This is a genomic window from Paracoccus wurundjeri (assembly GCF_030678915.1).
Lineage (GTDB): Bacteria > Pseudomonadota > Alphaproteobacteria > Rhodobacterales > Rhodobacteraceae > Paracoccus > Paracoccus onubensis_A.
The window spans coordinates 103,735-122,150 of record NZ_JAUUTZ010000013.1 but is presented as its reverse complement, the minus strand read 5'-3'; the positions used below and the strand labels follow the sequence as shown (position 1 = coordinate 122,150).

The window sequence follows — 18,416 nt, the reverse complement described above, 5'->3', positions numbered from 1 at the left end:
TCGAAGGTGAAGCCACGGATGGCGATGCGGCGGAGCAACCCGCTGACGCTGCTGAAGAAGCCGGTGCCGAGGAGCCTGCCGCTGACGATGCGGCGGCAGAAGAAGCACCCGTCGAAGGTGAAGCCACGGATGGCGATGCGGCGGAGCAACCCGCTGACGCTGCTGAAGAAGCCGGTGCCGAGGAGCCTGCCGCTGACGATGCGGCGGCAGAAGAAGCACCCGCTGAGGGTGAAGTCACGGATAGCGACGCGGCGGAACAACCCGCCGACGCTGCCGAAGAAGCCGGTGCCGAAGAACCTGCCGCTGATGACGCGGCGGAGGAGGAAGCGCCCGCCGAAGGTGAAGCCACGAATGGCGAAGCTGCTGCTGACGAAGAACATGCGGAAGCCGCAGGTGGTCATGGGGGCGGCCATATCGAGGATATTTCCTTCAGCTTCGAAGGCCCCTTTGGCAAATATGACCAGTTCCAGCTTCAGCGGGGCCTGCAGGTTTATACCGAGGTCTGCGCTGCCTGCCACGGCATGAAATTCGTGCCGCTCCGCACATTGGGCGATAGTGGCGGCCCCGGTTTGCCCGAGGATCAGGTGCGCGCCTATGCGGCCGAGATGACCATCATCGACGAAGAGACCGAGGAAGAGCGGCCGCGCCTGCCCACCGATCACTTCCCCGAAAACACGACTGCCGGCGCGCCGGATCTTTCGCTGATGGCGAAAGCGCGCGCGGGCTTCCATGGTCCGGCCGGGACCGGTGTCAATCAGCTGATCAAGGGTATCGGCGGGCCGGAATATATCCATGCCATCCTGACCAGCTATACTGGGGAAGAACAGGAACAGGCAGGTACGGTTCTGTATGAAAATACCGCGTTCCCGACCGGTTATATTGGCATGACGCCTCCGCTTTCCGATGATCTGGTCACCTATGAGGACGGCACCGAGGCCACCGTGGATCAGATGGCCCGCGACGTGTCGGCCTTCCTGATGTGGACGGCCGAGCCGAAACTGTCGGATCGCAAACAGGTCGGGCTTGTCTCGGTGCTGTTCCTGATCGTGCTGACGGGTCTGCTCTATGTGACCAACAAGCGGCTTTGGGCGCCCTACAAGGGTAAGAACCTGGACCGCTGATCTGTAACCGAAAATCTTGAACGCGCCCCTTCGCGGGGCGCGTTTTCGTTGCTGGACAAGGCGCGGCGATATCGGTCAGATACGCCCGGCAATCGGGGAGCAAGCCATGGCGATCTGGAATCTGGGTTCGATCAATATCGATCACGTGTATCGGATGGACAAACTGCCACGCCCGGGCGAGACGCTTGCGGCCGACAGTTACTCCATCGGGCTGGGCGGCAAGGGCGCCAATCAGTCCATCGCGGCCGCACAGGCCGGTGCGCCGACCCATCACCTGGGCGCGATGGGGCAGGGCGATGACTGGGTGATCGATCGGCTACACGCCAGAGGGGTCGATACCACCTATATTCTGCGACTGGCGGATCAGGTGACCGGCCATGCCCTTATCCTGCTGGACGGTTCGGCAGAAAATTCGATCATCATCCATCCCGGCGCGAATCGCGCCCTTGACGTATCCGCACTGGAAAACGCCATGGGCGCGATCAGGCCGGGGGATACCCTGCTGCTTCAGAACGAGACCAGCCTTCAGGCCGAAGCAGCCCGGATCGCACGCTTGGCCGGGGCGCGGGTGATCTATTCCGCCGCTCCTTTCGATCTGGATGCGTTGCAGGCGGTCATGCCGGAAGTCTCGATCCTCGCCATGAACGAGGGCGAGGCACAGCAGCTTTTCGCGGCGATCCGGGAACCGCTTCCCGTCGAGGGTCTTCTGATCACCCGGGGCGCGGAAGGCGCGGAATATCGTGATCTGAAAACCGGCCAAAGCTGGCACCAGCCCGCTTTCCCGGTCGCGCCAGTGGACACGACCGGGGCAGGGGATACATTCGCCGGATATTTCGCCGCCGCGCTGGATCGCAGCGACGGAATTCCCGAAGCCCTGCGGCTGGCTTCGGGGGCCGCCGCCCTGAAAGTCACCCGGCAAGGCGCCGGCGACGCTATTCCGGCACTGTCAGAGGTCACGGATTTCCTCGCCTCTACAGAAGCCTGACGAAAACCCCTGCTCCGCTTCTTCTTTGTTTAAATACCTCGGGGTGAATTGGCCGCAGGCCAAGAGGGGCAGCGCCCCTTCCCCGGCTCACTCCGCGGCGGCCTTGTCCGTCACGACATGACTCCATGCGCCTTCCGGTTCCTTCGAGATGACCGGATCCGATCCGCCCGCAAGCAGCGTATCGACCGTACGCTGATAATCGGCCTCGTCCAGAACGCCGTCGCTTCCAGCGGTCAGCTTGGCGATTTCCTGCGCCATGCGGGCCTGATGTTCGATGGTCTGGGCGCCGGTTTCGTCGTTATCCAGAACGATCTCGGCGGATTCGTCGGGATTTTCCTCGACATAACGCCAGCCCTTCATGCTGGCGCGGACGAACTTCGCCAATGCCTCGACTTTCGCGTCGTCCTCAAGCGTGCTTTCCAGCACGTAAAGCCCGTCTTCCAGAGTGGCCACGCCCTGATCTTCATATTTGAAGGTCACCAGATCCTCGGGCGCGATACCGGCATCCAGAACCTGCCCATATTCGTTATAGGTCATGGTGCTGATGCAGGCGGCCTGCTTTTGCAGCAGGGGATCGACATTGAAGCCCTGTTTCAGCACGGTAACGCCATCCTCTCCGCCTTCGGTCGAAAGACCCAGCGTATGCATCCAGCTCAGGAACGGATATTCATTGCCCGAGAACCAGACGCCCAGCGTCTTGCCCGCGAAATCCTTGGTCGGATCGGTGATGCCGCTTTCCTTCAGGCAGGTCAGCATCATCCCGGATTTCTTGAAAGGCTGCGCGATATTGACCAGCGGCAGCCCCTTTTCCCGCGCGGCAAGTGCGGCAGGCATCCATTCGACGATCACATCCGCCCCGCCTCCGGCAAGGACCTGTGTCGGCGCGATGTCGGGACCGCCCGGCTTGATGGTGACCTCCAGCCCCTCTTCTTCGTAGAAGCCTTGATCCAGCGCGACGTAATATCCCGCGAATTGCGCCTGCGTGACCCATTTGAGCTGTAAGGTCAGCTCTTCCGCATGGGCCGTGCCGGCAAGCGCAAATGATGCGGCGGCTAGCATCAGTTTCTTCATTTCCACTCTCCTGCTGGGGGGCGTCAGCCCCGTTGATTGCGCTGCGACGGGTGCCAGAACGTCACCTTCTTTTCGATCAGCGCCACGATGCCATAAAACAGCGAACCGGCGATTGCCGCCACCAATATCTCGGCCCAGACCAGCGGCAGGTCCAGCCGCCCGACGGCGGTCGAGATACGAAAGCCCATGCCTGTGGTCGGGCTGCCGAAGAACTCGGCCACGATGGCGCCGATCAGCGCGAGCGTGGTGGTGATCTTCAGCCCGTTGAACAGGAACGGCATGGCGGCGGGCAGCCGCATCTTCCATAGCGACTGCCCGTAAGGCGCGGCCCATGTCGCCATAAGATCGCGCTGCATCCGGTCAGTGGCGGCAAGGCCCGCGACCATGTTCACAAGGATGGGGAAGAACACCATCACCACGACCACGGCGGCCTTGGATTGCCAGTCGAACCCGAACCACATCACCAGAATCGGCGCGATTCCCACAATGGGCAGGGCGGCGACGAAATTTCCGATGGGCAGCAGCCCGCGTTGCAGGAACGGACTGCGGTCGATTGCAATGGCGGTCAGCACCGCTGCCGCACCGCCCAGTATCCAGCCGGTCAGGGCGCCCTTGACGATGGTCTGCACGAAATCACCCCAAAGCAGCGGGATATTCGCTGCGAAACTGGCCGCGATCCGCGAGGGCGCAGGCAGGATCAGCGGCGGAATGGCGTAGATGCGTACGATCATTTCCCAAAGGATCAGGATCGTGGCGCCGAAGATCAGGGCGACGAACAGGCGCGACGCTCTTGTATCAAACCGCGCCAACCGAAGGTTAAGCCCCCATGCGCCAAGCCAGACCGCCAGAATGGATAATGCCCCTGTCATCGTACCAGCCCCATGCGGCGCAGCGTGACGCCTTCGATCCGTCCAATGGCGACGACCAGAACAGCGGCAAGCGCGGCGGCAGCGAAGAGCGCCGCCCAAATCTGCACCGTTTGCCCGTAATAACTGCCAGAAAGCAGCCTTGCCCCCAGTCCGGCACTTGCGCCCGCAGGCAATTCGCCCACGATAGTGCCGACCAGCGCGGCCGCGATGCCCACCTTGAGGCTCGCGAACAGATAGGGCATCGACGATGGCAGCCTCAGCCGCCAGAAGACCTGCCCGCCAGAGGCGCTCCAGGATTTCATCTGGTCAAGCTGCATCGCGTCGGGCGTGCGCAATCCCTTCACCATGCCGACAAGCACCGGAAAGAACGACAGCCATGCCGCGATGATCGCCTTGGGCAACAACCCGGTGATGCCCGCACTTGCAAAGACCACGATCACCATGGGCGCGATGGCAAGGATCGGCACGGTCTGGCTGGCCACCGCCCAGGGCATGACCGACTGATCCATGGTGCGGCTATGCACGATCCCCACGGCAAGCAGGATCCCCGCCAGACTGCCGATGGCAAAGCCGGTCAGCGTGGCTGACAATGTCACCCAGCCATGCCAGACAAGACTGCGCTTCGAGGTGATCTTTTGCCCGGCAACCCCATCCCACAACCCGGCGGCAACCTGATGCGGAGCGGGCAGCACGGGGCGCTCAAGCGTCAGTGTCTGTTTGACGAGTTCCGTAGTTGTCAGTTCAGTTCCCGCCCGCGCCGCCTGATCCCGGACCCATGCGGAATTCATGCCGATGGCCGCAAGGTACCAGATCACGACAAGCGCCAGAAGAACGGTCAGGATCGGGATGGCATTTTTCATTGGCCAACCGCAAAAATATTGCCCCGTGCGGAATCAAGGGCCGTCGTGCTTTGCACGCATTCGCGTGACGGCCCGCCGCGCAGCGCCCGTCCACCCCACCGCGCGGGTGCTTTGGTGACACTATCCTGCAGGTTCAGCACCATGCGAAGTTGCACCATAAAGTGAAAATCACGACCAAAAGACACCCATCCGACGGACGGGCGCTGCGCGGCTCTCTTCGGCATGGGACGGACGTCACGCATCATCGCCATGCCCCTCGCGCAGCGCTTCGCGCACCTCATGCGCCAGCCGGATGAATTCGGGCGAATCGCGGATATCCAGCGGCCGCTCGGCCGGCAGAGTGCTGTCTATCACCCGCGTGATCCGCCCCGGTCGCGGCGACATCACGACGATCCGGGTGGAAAGATAAACCGCCTCGGGGATGGAATGGGTCACGAAGCCGATGGTCTTGCCGGTCTTGCGCCACAATTCCAGCAACGCCTCGTTCAGCCGGTCGCGCACGATTTCGTCCAATGCGCCGAAAGGCTCGTCCATCAGCAGAATGTCCGCGTCAAAGGCCAGCGCGCGGGCGATGCTGGCCCGCTGTTGCATGCCGCCTGAAAGCTGCCACGGAAAACGCCCGCCGAAACCCTCCAGATCGACCAGTTCCAGCACCCTGTCGACACGCTTGGCCCGGTCAGGTTTCGAAAAACCCATGATCTCCAGCGGTAACGAGATATTCCCGGCAATCGTCCGCCACGGATACAGGCCCGGAGCCTGAAACACGTAGCCGTAAGCCCGCGCCTTGCGCGCCTCATCCGGGGTCATCCCGTTGACCATCAGTTCCCCGGCGGTCGGCATCTCCAGCGCGGCGATGGTGCGCAGAAATGTGGTCTTGCCACAGCCCGATGGCCCGATGAAGCTGACGAAATCGCCCTGACCGACGGTCAGATCGACATCCTTCAGTGCATGCACCGGACCATCGGCGGTCTGAAAGGTGAGGCTGACGGCATTGGCCGCAATTACCGCGTTCATCATACCGATCTTGTGATACCCCCATCCACGCGGATATTCTGGCCCGTGATATAGCCGCCTCCCTCTGACGCCAGAAAGCTGACCGTCGCCGCAATCTCCGCCTCGCGGCCATAGCGGCCCATCGGGATGCGGGCCCGGAATTCCTCTTTCTCGGGCAGGCTGTCGATAAAGCCGGGCAACACATTGTTCATACGGATGTTGTCCGCCGCATAGTGGTCGGCGTAAAGCTTGGCGAAAGAGGCCAGCCCGGCGCGAAAGACCCCCGATGTCGGAAAGACCGGATCGGGTTCAAACGCGGCGAAAGTCGAAAGGTTGATGATTACCCCGCTTTTCTGCGCCTGCATATGCGGCGTGACCAGGCGGGTCGGACGGACGGCGCTGAGGAAATAGACCTCCATGCCTGTATGCCAGTCCTCGTCGGTCAGCTCGGTGACCGGTGCGCGGGGGCCGTGGCCTGCGGAGTTCACCAGAACGTCAATCCGCCCCCACCGTTCAATCGCGCCATCGACCAGACGCGCCAGATCATCGTTCGAACGGTTCGAGCCCGTGACCCCGAATCCTCCCAATTCGTCAGCCAAAGCCTCACCCTTGCCGGAAGATGACAGGATCCCGACCGAAAATCCGTCCGCCGCCAGCCGGCGGGCAGAGGCGGCGCCCATCCCGCTGCCGCCTGCGGTGATCAATGCAACCCCTGTCACCCTATACCCCGCTTGCCGGTATGCCGGTCCGCTCGACCGGCCGCGGCGCAGTCAGTTCCTTCCATCTGCTCAGCGCCCGGTTCACCGTTCCCCGTGCCTCGCGCGCCACGAATTTCCCATGCCCCTCGCGGCTGTCCAGCTTGCCCTCGGTCACCGCCACGACGCCGCGCGTCAGCGTATAGCGCGGCAGGCCCTTGACCTTATGGCCCTCGAACACGTTGTAATCGATGGCGGATTGCTGGCTGTCGGCAGCAATGGTCTTTTCGGCCTCGGGATCCCAGATAACCAGATCTGCATCCGCGCCCACCAGAACCGCGCCCTTGCGGGGATAAAGATTCAGGATCTTGGCGATATTGGTCGAGGTGACGGCCACGAATTCATTCGGCGTCATCCGCCCGGTATTCACACCCTGCGTCCACAGCATCGGCATCCGGTCCTCCAGCCCGCCGGTGCCATTGGGGATCCTGGTGAAGTCACCCACACCATAGCGTTTCTGCTCGGTCGTAAAGGCGCAGTGATCGGTGGCGACGACCGACAGGCTGCCCGATTGCAGACCGGCCCAGAGACTGTCCTGATGCATCCTGTTGCGGAAAGGCGGAGACATCACCCGCCGCGCCGCGTGATCCCAGTCCTTGTCGAAATATTCGCTTTCATCCAGCGTCAGATGCTGGATCAGCGACTCGCCCCAGACCCGCTTGCCCTGCTGCCGCGCGCGCCGGATCGCTTCGTGACTGTCCTCGCAGCTGACATGCACGACATAAAGCGGCACGCCCGCCATATCCGCGACCATGATCGCCCGGTTCGTCGCCTCACCCTCGACCTGAGGCGGACGCGAATAGGCATGCCCTTCCGGCCCGGTATTCCCCTCGGCCAGTAGCCGCGCCGAAAGCTCCGCCACGACATCGCCATTCTCGGCATGAACCAATGCGATCCCGCCCAGATCGCCGACGCGGCGGAAACTGGCGAACAACTCATCGTCATTCACCATTAATGCGCCCTTATAGGCCATGAAATGCTTGAATGTGGTAATGCCGCGCTTCACCACCTCGTCCATCTCGTCAAAGACCTGTTCACCCCACCATGTGACGGCCATGTGATAACTGTAATCGCAATGCGCCCGGCCAGACTTGTTGTCCCACATTTTCAGCGCATCCAGCAGCCCCTGACCCGGGGAGGGCAGGGCAAAATCCACGACCATCGTGGTGCCGCCCGCCAGTGCGGCGCGGGTCCCGCTTTCGAAATCATCCGCTGAATAGGTGCCCATGAAGGGCATCTCCATATGCGTGTGCGGATCGATCCCGCCCGGCATGACATAGCAGCCGCTCGCGTCCAGCTCGCGCTCGCCCGTCAGTCCCATGCCGATGGCGGCAATCTTGCCGCCATCGATCAGCACATCCGCCTTATAGGTCAGATCCGCAGTCACAATGGTTCCGTTCCTGATGACCGTGCTCATCCCTGTACCCTTCTTCTTTGTGGTAAATACCTCGGGGGTCCGGGGGCAGCGCCCCCGCCCCGCCGCGCCTTAGCGCACCACCTCTGCCGCCTCGATCACCGCATGCAGCAGCACATCCGCCCCGGCCGACGCCCATTCGGGACTGATCTCTTCCGCTTCGTTATGGCTCAGCCCATCCACGCAGGGGCACATGATCATGACCGTGGGCGCCAGCCGGTTGATCCAGCAGGCGTCATGCCCCGCGCCCGAGACGATATCCATATGGCTGTATCCCAGACGCCCAGCGGCGTTCCGCAGCATATCGGCCAGTTCGGGATCGAATGTCACCGGATCGAAATGGCCGACCGGCTCGATCTCGATGCCAAGCCTCAGTTCCCGGGCGATCTCTGCCGCGTCGGCTTCCAGACGCGCCCGCATCGAGCTCAGCTTGTCCAGTTCCGGGCTGCGGAAATCCACGGTGAAAACCGCCTTGCCGGGGATCACGTTGCGGGAATTGGGATAGACATTCGCCTGCCCGACAGCGCCCACGGCATTGGGCTGATGATCCATCGCGATGCGATGCACAGCCTCGGTGATCCGCGCCATGCCCAGCCCGGCATTCACCCGCATATTCATCGGGGTCGAGCCGGTATGCGCATCCTTGCCGGTCAGGGTGATCTGCAGCCACCACAGGCCCTGCCCATGCGTGACCACGCCGATCTGTTTGCCTTCGGCCTCAAGGATCGGACCCTGCTCGATATGGTATTCGAACATCGCGTGAATTTTGCGGTCACCCGGCGCCTCATTGCCGCGCCAGCCGATCCGGTCCAGCTCGTCGCCGAAGCGCTTGCCCTCGGCATCTTCGCGGCTGTTGGCGAAATCTTCATCATGAATGCCGGCAAAAACCCCCGAAGCCAGCATGGCGGGTGCAAACCGGGTGCCTTCCTCATTGGTCCAGTTCGTGACCACGATGGGCCGTCTTGTCTTCAGCCCCATATCGTGGACCGAGCGGATCACCTCCAGCCCGGCAAGCACGCCCAGCACGCCATCGTATTTTCCGCCGGTCGGCTGCGTGTCCAGATGGCTGCCGATATAGACCGGGTCCAGATCGGGCTCGGTCCCTTCATGGCGCATGAACATATTGCCCATGCGGTCCACGCTCATGGTCATACCCGCGTCTTCGCACCAGCCTTGGAACAGGCGGCGGCCTTCGGCATCGGCATCGGTCAGGGTCTGGCGGTTGTTGCCTCCCGCCACGCCGGGGCCGATCCTGGCCATTTCCATCAGGCTGTCCCACAAGCGGTCGCCATCAATCTTCATATTCGCGGCGGCAGAGGTCCCGTTCGGGCCGGTCATCGATATTCCTTCCTGTCGATCGCCCCATCTTTGCGCGGGGTCGAATGGATGGGGTATGGCACAGCATTGCCAATTCTTGACCAAATAGTCAGGATCAGGCTAGCACGGCCCCCTGTTCAGTCAAGCGCCGTGATGACGATATTGGCAGTGCGGGGTATTCTGCCCGAAATGATGGCAAAACGATAAAAGGGGCGGGTGATGGATGAAGCCAAGAATAGCGGCTTGACCAGGATTCAGCGCCGCAACCGGGAAATCATCCTGGAGGGCGCCCTGACGGTCTTTGCCGTCAACGGGTTCCGTGGCACGACGATTGACCAGATCGCGGCGGAATGCGGATTGTCCAAGCCGAATGTGCTGTATTACTTTCCTTCGAAGGATGAAATCCACAAGACCCTTCTGACCAAGCTGCTGGATATGTGGCTGGCCCCGCTGGAAAATATCGAGCCGGCCGGCGAAGCCCTGCAAGAGGTTCTGAATTATGTCGCCGCGAAGCTGCGCATGTCGCGCGAATACCCTCGGGAAAGCCGGTTATTCGCATACGAGATCCTGCGCGGCGCGCCTCATCTGACCGAGATTCTGGGCGGACGACTGCGGAATACGGTTGATGACGCCGTCACGGTTCTTCGCGGCTGGATAGAGGCGGGCAAGCTGCGAGATGTCGATCCCCATCACCTGATTTTCTCGATCTGGGCCATGACGCAGCATTATGCCGATTTCGAGATACAGGTGCACGCGGTTCTGGGAGAGGGGCACGACCCGTTCAGCGAGGCGCAGATCTTTCTGGACGATATGTATCGCAGGCTGCTGACGCCCTGATTGACGTTGTGGCAACAACAGTATTGGCTGCGCTTTAGCTAATAAGGCATTCTTATCATAATTATCAAAATTTCCAAGTTCCCCTGATCCATAAACATGTTAGAAACCACGTGTAGCCATAGACCGGATTCGGTTTCGTCAGAGCGTCAGCCGACGTTACCGGTCGAGCAAGCAAAGGGGATTTTCAAATGGACGGAAATGACATCAAATCTGCGGGGAAATGTCCTGTCATGCATGGCGGCATGACCGCCACGGGCGCCAGCGTCGTTGAGTGGTGGCCGAATGCGCTCAATCTGGACATTCTGCACCAGCATGACAGCAAGACCAATCCGATGGGCAAGGATTACAGCTATCGCGAAGAGCTGAAAAAGCTGGATGTCGAGGCGCTCAAGCGGGACCTGCATGCCCTGATGACCGACAGTCAGGACTGGTGGCCGGCCGATTGGGGCCATTACGGCGGCATGATGGTGCGCATGGCGTGGCACTCGGCCGGTTCCTACCGGATTTCCGATGGGCGCGGCGGCGGCGGCACGGGTAACCAGCGCTTTGCTCCGCTGAACTCCTGGCCGGACAATTCGGGCACCGACAAGGCCCGGCGCCTGCTTTGGCCGATCAAGAAGAAATACGGCAACAAGATCAGCTGGGCCGATCTGATCATTCTTGCAGGCACCATCGCCTATGAGGATATGGGCCTGAAAACATTCGGTTTCTCTTTCGGTCGCGAGGATGTCTGGCACCCCGAGAAGGATGTTTATTGGGGTGCCGAAAAGGAATGGCTTGCGCCAAGTGACGGGCGTTATGGCGCGATCGACAACGCCACATCCCTAGAGAACCCGCTTGCCGCCGTGCAGATGGGGCTGATCTATGTGAACCCCGAAGGCGTGAACGGCCAGCCCGATCCGCTGAGGACCGCCGCCATGATGCGCGAGACTTTCAGCCGCATGGCGATGAATGACGAGGAAACCGTGGCCCTGACGGCGGGCGGCCATACCGTCGGCAAGACGCATGGCAATGGCGACGCGACCCTGCTGGGCGCGGAACCCGAAGGCGCTGGCGTCGAGGATCAGGGCCTGGGCTGGCTGAACAAGCACAAGCGCGGCATCGGTCGCGATCAGGTGGTCAGCGGGCTGGAAGGCGCATGGACGACGCATCCGACCAAATGGGACAACGGTTTCTTCGAGATGCTGTTCAACCATGAATGGGAATTGCGCAAAAGCCCGGCTGGCGCATGGCAGTGGGAACCGGTCGATATCAGGGATGAGGACAGGCCGGTCGACGTCGAGGATCCCTCGGTCCGCCACAATCCGATGATGACCGATGCCGATATGGCCCTGAAGGTCGATCCGGTCTACCGCGAGATTTCGCTGCGCTTCAAGAATGACCCGCAATATTTCAACGATTGCTTCGCCCGTGCGTGGTTCAAGCTGACCCACCGGGATCTGGGGCCGAAAGCGCGCTATTTCGGTCCGGATGTTCCGTCCGAAGACCTGATCTGGCAGGATCCGGTTCCTGCCGGAAATACCGCCTATGATCAGGCCGAAGTCAAGAAACGCATCGCCGAATCCGGTCTTTCGGTCGGTGAACTGGTCGCGACCGCATGGGACAGCGCCCGGACATATCGTGGTTCGGATATGCGTGGCGGCGCGAATGGCGCCCGGATCCGGCTGGCCCCGCAAAAGGACTGGGAAGGCAACGAGCCCGAGCGGCTGAACCGCGTGCTTGGCCTACTGGAACCGATTGCGGCGTCAACGGGGGCAAGCATCGCCGATGTGATCGTGCTTGCCGGGAATGTCGGGATCGAGAAAGCGGCGAAAGCCGCGGGCTTCGACATCACGGTTCCCTTTGCGCCGGGCCGTGGTGACACGACCGATGAGCTGACGGATATCGATTCCTTCGAGCCGCTTGAGCCTTTGGCCGACGGTTATCGCAACTGGGTGAAAAAGGACTATGTTGTCAGCCCCGAAGAGATGCTGCTGGACCGGACGCAACTGCTGGGCCTGACGGCGGCGGAAATGACCGTTCTTGTCGGCGGGATGCGCATGCTTGGCGTCAATCACGGCGGCACGAAGCACGGTGTCTTCACCGACCGCGAAGGCCAGCTGACGCCGGATTTCTTCGTCAACCTGACCGATATGAACAATCGCTGGCTGCCGGTCGATGGCGGACTGTACGAGATCCGTGACCGCAAGACCGATGCGGTCAAATGGACGGCGACCCGTGTCGATCTGGTCTTCGGTTCGAACTCGGTCCTGCGCGCCTATGCCGAGGTTTACGCTCAGGACGACAATCACGAGAAATTCCTGCGCGATTTCGTCGCTGCATGGACCAAGGTGATGAACGCCGACCGTTTCGATCTGGCGTGATGAAACCGCTCTCTCCGGCAGCATTGTCCGGAGAGAGCGATACCGGCCCGGCTGTACTTGAATTCCGCGCGATCATGGCGATCTGATGCGGAACAGGATTGTAAGGGAACAGGTCCGATGAAAGCATTCGCATTCGTTTTTCTGGCCGGGATCGCGGCTCTGACGGGTATGCCAGCCGCTGCGGATCCGCTTCTGGAGGTTACGGAATTCGCGGATCTGACCGCTGGCAAGGATCCGATCATTCTGGATATCCGTGGTGACGCCTATGCCAAGGGCCATATCGAGGGTGCGGTATCCGCACCTTACGCGCTGTTCCGTGGCCCTGACGAAAATCCCGGTCAGCTTGTCCCCGTAGATCAGCTTGAAACGACCTATGAGGGGTTGGGGCTGGTCATGGACCGCCCGATCATCATCGTCTCCGAAGGAGATTCCGACAATGATTTCGGCGCGGCGGCGCGGGTCTACTGGACGCTGAAAAGCTCGGGCTTTACCGATCTTGCGGTTTTGAACGGCGGCATGACCGCATGGGGTCAGGCCGGGCTTCCGCTTGACAGGAATGCCGTGGAACCGCAGCCCAGCGATCTGGACATCACATGGGATAACCGCTGGACGGCGGACACGCAGGAGGTTGCGGATGTCGTGGATGGCAAACGGCAGGCGGTCCTTGTCGATGCCCGCCCGCCCGAATTCTACGAAGGCAAGCAGGCGCATGAGGTCGCGGCGCGGCCCGGAACCATTCCGGGGGCGCAGAACCTTGCCCATTCCAGCTTTTTCCAGTCGGGATCGACCTCGATCGGTCAGGTCGAGGATGTGGCGGGCCTGAAATCCGCGCTTGGCATCGATGACGGGGAAGAGGTGGTTTCCTTCTGCAATACCGGCCATTGGGCGGCGACCGACTGGTTCGCCATGTCGGAACTGGCCGGGATCGAGAATGTGAAGCTTTATCCCGGCTCGATGGTGGAATATTCACAGACCGATAACGAGATGGCCAATGTTCCGGGATTGCTGGAAAATCTGTTGAATCAGTTCAGGTGAGATAACAAAGATGTCCGACGCGGCAGCACCTATCCGGGAGGCTCGGGCTTTCGAAGGTTTCGCCCGGCGTGGCGGGCTGGTTCTGGCCCTGCTGACCGCCATCGCGCTTGTCGCGCTGTTCGCGGGCGCGCGTTTCGGAATGATGCTGGCTGTCGGGTTGGGTTTCGGCATCGCGCTTGAGGGTCTGCGCTTCGGCTTTGCCGGACCGTGGCGCGCGATGATCCTGCGGCGCGAGCCTGCGGGCATTCTGGCGCAGCTTCTGTCCATCGGCATCGTCTCTTCGGTTGCCATCCCGCTTCTGGCGGCGCATCCGGGGGAATTGACAGGCGCACAGGCTCCGGTCGGCTGGGCGATGATCGGCGGGGCTTTTGTCTTCGGGGCCGCGATGCAGGTCGTGCTCGGCTGCGGCTCGGGGTCATTGGTGAATGCGGGCTCGGGCAATCCCGTCGGCCTGCTTGCGCTGCCATTCTTCGCCATCGGCAGCTTCGCCGGGGCCTATCATCTGATCTGGTGGACCGATCTGGGCAGCCTGCCCATCGCCACCCTGTCCGGCTGGCAGGGGCTGTTCGTCACATGGGCCGCCCTGTTGCTGACGGGGGCGCTGCTTCTGCGGCTGGGCCGGCCCGATGCCCGCCGGATTCCACGCCGCCTTGTGATCGCCGCCATCCTGCTTGCCGCGCTTGCAATTGCGAATTTGCTTATCGCCGGGCAGCCGTGGGGCGTGGTTTACGGGCTGGGATTATGGGCGGCGAAGGGTTTTACCGCCTTGGGCGGCGATCTGTCCGGCTCGGCTTTCTGGAGCGCGCCCGGCACCGGTCGCATCCTTCAAGGCAGTATCCTGACCGATTACACCTCGCTGACCAATATTGGCCTTATCGCGGGCGCATTCGTCACCGCCGCATGGCGCAATGGCGGGCTGTCGCAGAAACTGCCCAGCTATCCGATAGGCGCATGGCTGGCGGTGATCATTGCCGGTTTCCTTCTGGGTTATTCCTCGCGGCTGGCATTCGGCTGCAATGTCGGCGCGTTCTTTTCCGGCATCTCGACCGGCAGCCTGCATGGCTGGGTCTGGTTCGTCGCCGCGTTCGCGGGCGCTTTCCTTGGCGTAAGGCTGCGTCCCATGCTTGGGCTGGAGGCGCGGCAATGACACGGAAATTCACCGCATCGCTGGCCATCGCCTTTCTTGCGACACTGATCCTGTTCGATCAGGCGACGGCAAAGCTGAACCCGTATCAGGCTCCGCCGGCCTTTGCATTCGGTTCCGGTCTGGCTTCGGCGGGCGGGTTTTGCGGGGCGCTGCCGCAATAAGCGCCGCAAGCCGCAAGAGAAAACCGGCAGCGCCTGTGCGAAGAGGCTATCCCCCGCGCGAGAATTCTCCAAGATTTCCCCGCCAGACAAGCAGCGGTTCTCCTTCGGTTGTCGTCACATGCGCAACCTCGCCGACGATGATAAGGTGATCTCCGCCATCATGTACCGCCCTGCGGCGGCATTCGAAACGTGACAGACATCCTTCGATCAAAGGCACGCCCTGTTCATTCCAGATCCAGTCGGTTCTGTCGAAAGCATCGCCGGAAATGACGAAATCGCGGCAAAGCTGCACCTGTCGTTCGGACAGAACGTGGATCGCGAAATATTCCGCCGACCGGAAGGCTTCGAAACGGCGCGAGGCGCGGGCCGGCGACCACAGAACCAGCGGAGGATCCAGTGAAACCGAAGCGAAGCTGTTCGCCGTCATGCCCACCGGCCCCCGCTCTGACGCCGCAGTGACGACCGTGATGCCGGTGCCGAAGCGGCCCAGCGCGTCGCGGAACAGGTCGGGATTGCCGGTCGGGGTAAAGCCATGCGCTGCTTGCAGGGGATTCCGCATGTCTCAGGGCACCTCGAAGCCATTGGCAAGGCTGTAAAGCTCGAACCAGGTTTCGCGGTCGATATCGATTGTCATCGCCTGGGAAAGCGCCCTGATCCGGTCAAGGTTATTCGTGCCCAGCACCGGCAGAATCCGCGCCGGATGCCGCAGCAGCCACGCGACCGCGACCGCCGCCGCATCCACGCCCGCCGCCTCCCCCAACTCCTTCAGCCGCGCCAGAAGCCTCGGATGGTTGCCGCTGAACAACGCGCCGCCGCCAAGCGGCGACCATGCCATCGGCGGAATGCCGCGTTCCTGCATGAATGCCAGATCGCCATTGCGAAACGCATTGCTGTTCAGCAGGCTGAGTTCGATCTGATTGGTGACAAGGGGCGTCTGCATGGCCGATTGCAGCAGTGTCCAGTCATGCAGCCCGAAATTGGACACGCCGATTGCCCGCACCTTGCCGATATTCACCAGCCCGTCCAGCACCGCGCCGGTTTCATGATGATCCATCAGCGGATCCGGGCGGTGGATCAGCAACAGGTCGATCCGCTCGATATTCATCTCGGTCAGCGAGCGGTTGACCGAGGCTTCGATATGATCGCGCCCACTGTCGTAATGTTTCACCCGCCGCTGCGGAAACTTGTCCGAGATCAGCGCGATATCGCATTTCGTGACGATTTCCATGCGGTCGCGCAGCGCGGGCGCCGCTTTCAGTGCCGCGCCCAGAACCGGCTGGCTTTCGTAATCGCCATAGATATCCGCCTGATCGAAACTGGTGATCCCCTGTTCCAGACAGGCCTCGATCTTGGCCTGAACATGCGCCGCGTCGGTATCGCTGTCCGCGGCCAGCCGCCACATGCCGTAAACGATGCGGCTCAGTTCCAGTTCACCGTTCAGGCGGATCCGTTCCATTATCTGCGCTCTCCCGTTCCCAGCGGCGTGTCTGGCACCTGTTCCGGCACCCGCCCATATTCATGCGGCAGCGAGCAGGTTCTGATATGCGGCATGACCAGCCGCCCGAAATGCCCGCATTCCTCGATATGAGGATAACCCGACAGAATGAAGGCCCGCATCCCCATCTTTCGATATTCTTCCAATTCGCTTAGCACCTGATCGGCCGAGCCGACCAGCGCCGCGCCGCAACCGGACCGCGCCCGCCCGATGCCGGTCCATAGATGCGGCTCGATGAAGCCGTCCATATCCGCCAGTTCCCGCGCCCGCGCCTGATGCGACACGCCAAGAGAGGTGGAATCCAGCGCCCGCGCCCGGATCGCATCGCCCATGTCGTCATCCAGTTTCGAGACCAGTTCACGGGCATATTCCCGCGCTTCGGCCTCGGTGTCGCGCACGATGACATGAACGCGCAACCCGTAATCAAGCGTTCGGCCATATCGCGCCGCGACATCGTTCACGGCCTTCATCCGGGCGGCAAGCTGTTCCTTCGTTTCGGGCCACATCAGATAGACATCGCAATGCTGCCCGCAAAGTTCCAGCGCGGGCGGGCTGTAGCCGCCGAAATACAGCAGCGGACCGCCCGTCTGATAGGGTTTGGCCGGATCGGTACTCAGCCCGTGAAAATCGTAAATCTCGCCCTTGTAACTGATTTCGTCCTGCGACCATGCCTGCTTCAGGATCTCGACCACTTCGCGCGACCGCTGATAGCGAAAGGCGCTTTCGGCCTGTTCGCCGGGAAAGTCGGAGCTGATGATATTCACCGTCAGCCGCCCTTTCAGCATATGGTCCAGCGTGGCGATGGTCCGCGCCAACATGATCGGCTGCATCTCGCCGCAGCGCACCGCGGCCAGCAGATTGATCTGTTCGGTGATCGGCGCGCATCCGGCGACGAAACTCAGCGTGTCCTGCCCGACCTGATAGGACGAGGGGCACAGGATATTCCGGAACCCCTGCGCTTCGGCGGTTCTGACGATATCCGAACAATGTTCCCAGCTAGAGCGCAGGCTGCCATCGGGCAGGCCGAGATAGCGGTAATCATCGGAACACAGCGCCGAGAACCACGCCACTTCGGCGGCCTGCAAATCCGGCGATGTTATGGGGACCACGCTCATATTCATCATTCCCGCGTAAGAATTTCTTCTTGCGTAGCAGGGTGGGTATAGTAGATCAATGCTATATCAATTTTAGCGGATGCCCGGAACGATGCGGCTTGTTGCCGAAAAATCTGTGCCTTTCAAACCAACTGCGCCACGCAGCTTCCCATTGGGCGGACGGCTATGCTGAGGGAAACGCATTCTGCGCTTCCGCTATATCTGCAACTCAGCGAGCTTCTGGCCCGCGAGATCGCCGCCGGTCACCTGCTGCATGGCGAGAAACTTCCGCCCGAGCGCGAGATGGCGGCGAAGCTTGAAACCTCGGTCGGAACCCTGCGCAAGGCTTTGGCCGAACTGACCCGGCAGGGCCTGCTGGAACGGCGGCAAGGTTCGGGGAATTATGTCTGCGCGACGAAGACGCCGCAGAATATCTATGCTTTCTTCCGCATCGAATTGTTGCGCGGGGGCGGTCTGCCCCGCGCCAAGCTGCTATCCGTCGAGCGATTGCCCAAGCCCGCCGATTTCCCTGATTTCGGCACATCGCATGAGGGGCACCGCATCCGCCGGCTGCGTTATCTGAACGATTGCCCCTGTGTGCTCGAGGAAATCTGGCTTGATGGCGGCTATACGGATCGCATCGCGCCGCGCGACCTGTCGGAATCGCTGTATCTTTATTACCGAGAGACGCTGAAGCTTTGGATCGCCCATGTCGAGGACAGCGTGGGCATTGCCCCCGTTCCCGGCTGGAAGCCCGACGCATTCGCGCCGCCTGCTGGCGCACCATCAGGCTATTTCCAGCGGATCTCCTATGCGCAAGACAACCGGCGCGCGGAATTTTCACGCAATTGGTTCGACACGGACAAGGCGCGATATGTCGCGCGGATAAGATAGGATCA

19 protein-coding genes are annotated in these 18,416 nt (G+C 61.6%); 8 read left to right on the top strand and 11 right to left on the bottom strand.

Features of this window, described 5'->3' with window-relative positions:
* Positions 1–1,121, top strand: a 1,121-nt coding sequence (locus tag Q0601_RS24700; RefSeq protein WP_370656140.1) for a cytochrome c1, incomplete at its 5' end; no start/stop codon positions are given.
* Positions 1,122–1,227: 106 nt separating this feature from the next.
* Positions 1,228–2,106 (top strand): ribokinase, encoded by an 879-nt coding sequence (locus tag Q0601_RS14295; RefSeq protein ID WP_305290531.1) that lies wholly within the window; start codon positions 1,228–1,230, stop codon positions 2,104–2,106.
* A gap of 87 nt (positions 2,107–2,193) precedes the next feature.
* On the opposite strand, the gene Q0601_RS14290 is transcribed toward Q0601_RS14295, so the two are convergent.
* From Q0601_RS14290 to Q0601_RS14255, 8 genes are all read right to left on the bottom strand, one after another.
* Positions 2,194–3,177, bottom strand: a complete 984-nt coding sequence (locus Q0601_RS14290; protein ID WP_119750713.1) for an ABC transporter substrate-binding protein — start codon at positions 3,175–3,177, stop codon at positions 2,194–2,196.
* A 23-nt stretch (positions 3,178–3,200) separates the two neighbouring features.
* Complete coding sequence (locus tag Q0601_RS14285) at positions 3,201–4,046, bottom strand: ABC transporter permease (protein ID WP_305290530.1); 846 nt, start codon at positions 4,044–4,046, stop codon at positions 3,201–3,203.
* Complete coding sequence (locus Q0601_RS14280) at positions 4,043–4,906, bottom strand: ABC transporter permease (RefSeq protein ID WP_305290529.1); 864 nt, start codon at positions 4,904–4,906, stop codon at positions 4,043–4,045. Before Q0601_RS14280 ends, Q0601_RS14285 begins: the two co-directional genes overlap by 4 nt.
* Positions 4,903–5,151 (bottom strand): hypothetical protein, encoded by a 249-nt coding sequence (locus Q0601_RS14275; RefSeq protein ID WP_305290528.1) that lies wholly within the window; start codon positions 5,149–5,151, stop codon positions 4,903–4,905. Before Q0601_RS14275 ends, Q0601_RS14280 begins: the two co-directional genes overlap by 4 nt.
* Positions 5,141–5,920, bottom strand: a complete 780-nt coding sequence (locus Q0601_RS14270; protein ID WP_305290527.1) for an ABC transporter ATP-binding protein — start codon at positions 5,918–5,920, stop codon at positions 5,141–5,143. Before Q0601_RS14270 ends, Q0601_RS14275 begins: the two co-directional genes overlap by 11 nt.
* Positions 5,920–6,618 carry an SDR family oxidoreductase gene (locus Q0601_RS14265; protein ID WP_305290526.1) on the bottom strand — a complete coding sequence of 233 codons (699 nt, stop codon included), beginning with the start codon at positions 6,616–6,618 and terminating at the stop codon, positions 5,920–5,922. Before Q0601_RS14265 ends, Q0601_RS14270 begins: the two co-directional genes overlap by 1 nt.
* 1 nt (position 6,619) lies before the next feature.
* Complete coding sequence (gene hydA / locus Q0601_RS14260) at positions 6,620–8,071, bottom strand: dihydropyrimidinase (RefSeq protein WP_305290525.1); 1,452 nt, start codon at positions 8,069–8,071, stop codon at positions 6,620–6,622.
* A gap of 69 nt (positions 8,072–8,140) precedes the next feature.
* Positions 8,141–9,406, bottom strand: coding sequence for a Zn-dependent hydrolase (locus Q0601_RS14255; protein WP_305290524.1), 1,266 nt, complete (start codon positions 9,404–9,406; stop codon positions 8,141–8,143).
* Positions 9,407–9,604: 198 nt separating this feature from the next.
* On the opposite strand from Q0601_RS14255, the gene Q0601_RS14250 reads away from it, so the two are divergent.
* The 5 genes from Q0601_RS14250 (at position 9,605) to Q0601_RS14230 (ending at position 14,928) form a co-directional block, all read left to right on the top strand.
* Positions 9,605–10,222: a TetR family transcriptional regulator C-terminal domain-containing protein gene (locus tag Q0601_RS14250; RefSeq protein ID WP_305290522.1), complete on the top strand. Its 618-nt coding sequence runs from the start codon at positions 9,605–9,607 to the stop codon at positions 10,220–10,222.
* A gap of 188 nt (positions 10,223–10,410) precedes the next feature.
* Positions 10,411–12,585, top strand: a complete 2,175-nt coding sequence (katG, locus tag Q0601_RS14245) for a catalase/peroxidase HPI (RefSeq protein WP_305290520.1) — start codon at positions 10,411–10,413, stop codon at positions 12,583–12,585.
* A 117-nt stretch (positions 12,586–12,702) separates the two neighbouring features.
* Positions 12,703–13,620 (top strand): sulfurtransferase, encoded by a 918-nt coding sequence (locus Q0601_RS14240; RefSeq protein WP_305290519.1) that lies wholly within the window; start codon positions 12,703–12,705, stop codon positions 13,618–13,620.
* 10 nt (positions 13,621–13,630) lie between these two features.
* Positions 13,631–14,767, top strand: coding sequence for a YeeE/YedE family protein (locus Q0601_RS14235; protein ID WP_305290517.1), 1,137 nt, complete (start codon positions 13,631–13,633; stop codon positions 14,765–14,767).
* Positions 14,764–14,928, top strand: coding sequence for a hypothetical protein (locus Q0601_RS14230; RefSeq protein ID WP_305290515.1), 165 nt, complete (start codon positions 14,764–14,766; stop codon positions 14,926–14,928). The genes Q0601_RS14235 and Q0601_RS14230 overlap by 4 nt, the downstream gene beginning before the upstream one ends.
* A gap of 46 nt (positions 14,929–14,974) precedes the next feature.
* Here the strand turns inward: Q0601_RS14230 and Q0601_RS14225 are convergent, their stop codons facing one another.
* From Q0601_RS14225 to Q0601_RS14215, 3 genes are read right to left on the bottom strand one after another with little or no spacing between them, the layout of a single operon-like run.
* Positions 14,975–15,487, bottom strand: a complete 513-nt coding sequence (locus tag Q0601_RS14225; RefSeq protein ID WP_119750697.1) for a flavin reductase family protein — start codon at positions 15,485–15,487, stop codon at positions 14,975–14,977.
* A gap of 3 nt (positions 15,488–15,490) precedes the next feature.
* Positions 15,491–16,384: an aldo/keto reductase gene (locus tag Q0601_RS14220; protein ID WP_305290514.1), complete on the bottom strand. Its 894-nt coding sequence runs from the start codon at positions 16,382–16,384 to the stop codon at positions 15,491–15,493.
* A complete protein-coding gene (locus Q0601_RS14215) occupies positions 16,384–17,538 on the bottom strand; it encodes an LLM class flavin-dependent oxidoreductase (RefSeq protein WP_305290513.1) in 1,155 nt (384 codons plus the stop codon). The genes Q0601_RS14220 and Q0601_RS14215 overlap by 1 nt, the downstream gene beginning before the upstream one ends.
* 165 nt (positions 17,539–17,703) lie before the next feature.
* Between Q0601_RS14215 and Q0601_RS14210 the strand changes: the two genes are divergently transcribed.
* Positions 17,704–18,411 (top strand): GntR family transcriptional regulator, encoded by a 708-nt coding sequence (locus Q0601_RS14210; protein ID WP_305290512.1) that lies wholly within the window; start codon positions 17,704–17,706, stop codon positions 18,409–18,411.
* Positions 18,412–18,416: the final 5 nt, after the last annotated feature.

What these genes read in the sequence shown, in the direction of transcription:
- Q0601_RS14295 (WP_305290531.1), top strand. Translation starts at nt 1,228, where the DNA reads ATGGCGATCTGGAATCTGGGTTCGATCAATATCGATCACGTGTATCGG.
- Q0601_RS14290 (WP_119750713.1), bottom strand. Translation starts at nt 3,177, where the DNA reads ATGAAGAAACTGATGCTAGCCGCCGCATCATTTGCGCTTGCCGGCACG.
- Q0601_RS14285 (WP_305290530.1), bottom strand. Translation starts at nt 4,046, where the DNA reads ATGACAGGGGCATTATCCATTCTGGCGGTCTGGCTTGGCGCATGGGGG.
- Q0601_RS14280 (WP_305290529.1), bottom strand. Translation starts at nt 4,906, where the DNA reads ATGAAAAATGCCATCCCGATCCTGACCGTTCTTCTGGCGCTTGTCGTG.
- Q0601_RS14275 (WP_305290528.1), bottom strand. Translation starts at nt 5,151, where the DNA reads ATGATGCGTGACGTCCGTCCCATGCCGAAGAGAGCCGCGCAGCGCCCG.
- Q0601_RS14270 (WP_305290527.1), bottom strand. Translation starts at nt 5,920, where the DNA reads ATGAACGCGGTAATTGCGGCCAATGCCGTCAGCCTCACCTTTCAGACC.
- hydA (WP_305290525.1), bottom strand. Translation starts at nt 8,071, where the DNA reads ATGAGCACGGTCATCAGGAACGGAACCATTGTGACTGCGGATCTGACC.
- Q0601_RS14255 (WP_305290524.1), bottom strand. Translation starts at nt 9,406, where the DNA reads ATGACCGGCCCGAACGGGACCTCTGCCGCCGCGAATATGAAGATTGAT.
- Q0601_RS14250 (WP_305290522.1), top strand. Translation starts at nt 9,605, where the DNA reads ATGGATGAAGCCAAGAATAGCGGCTTGACCAGGATTCAGCGCCGCAAC.
- katG (WP_305290520.1), top strand. Translation starts at nt 10,411, where the DNA reads ATGGACGGAAATGACATCAAATCTGCGGGGAAATGTCCTGTCATGCAT.
- Q0601_RS14240 (WP_305290519.1), top strand. Translation starts at nt 12,703, where the DNA reads ATGAAAGCATTCGCATTCGTTTTTCTGGCCGGGATCGCGGCTCTGACG.
- Q0601_RS14235 (WP_305290517.1), top strand. Translation starts at nt 13,631, where the DNA reads ATGTCCGACGCGGCAGCACCTATCCGGGAGGCTCGGGCTTTCGAAGGT.
- Q0601_RS14230 (WP_305290515.1), top strand. Translation starts at nt 14,764, where the DNA reads ATGACACGGAAATTCACCGCATCGCTGGCCATCGCCTTTCTTGCGACA.
- Q0601_RS14225 (WP_119750697.1), bottom strand. Translation starts at nt 15,487, where the DNA reads ATGCGGAATCCCCTGCAAGCAGCGCATGGCTTTACCCCGACCGGCAAT.
- Q0601_RS14220 (WP_305290514.1), bottom strand. Translation starts at nt 16,384, where the DNA reads ATGGAACGGATCCGCCTGAACGGTGAACTGGAACTGAGCCGCATCGTT.
- Q0601_RS14215 (WP_305290513.1), bottom strand. Translation starts at nt 17,538, where the DNA reads ATGAGCGTGGTCCCCATAACATCGCCGGATTTGCAGGCCGCCGAAGTG.
- Q0601_RS14210 (WP_305290512.1), top strand. Translation starts at nt 17,704, where the DNA reads ATGCTGAGGGAAACGCATTCTGCGCTTCCGCTATATCTGCAACTCAGC.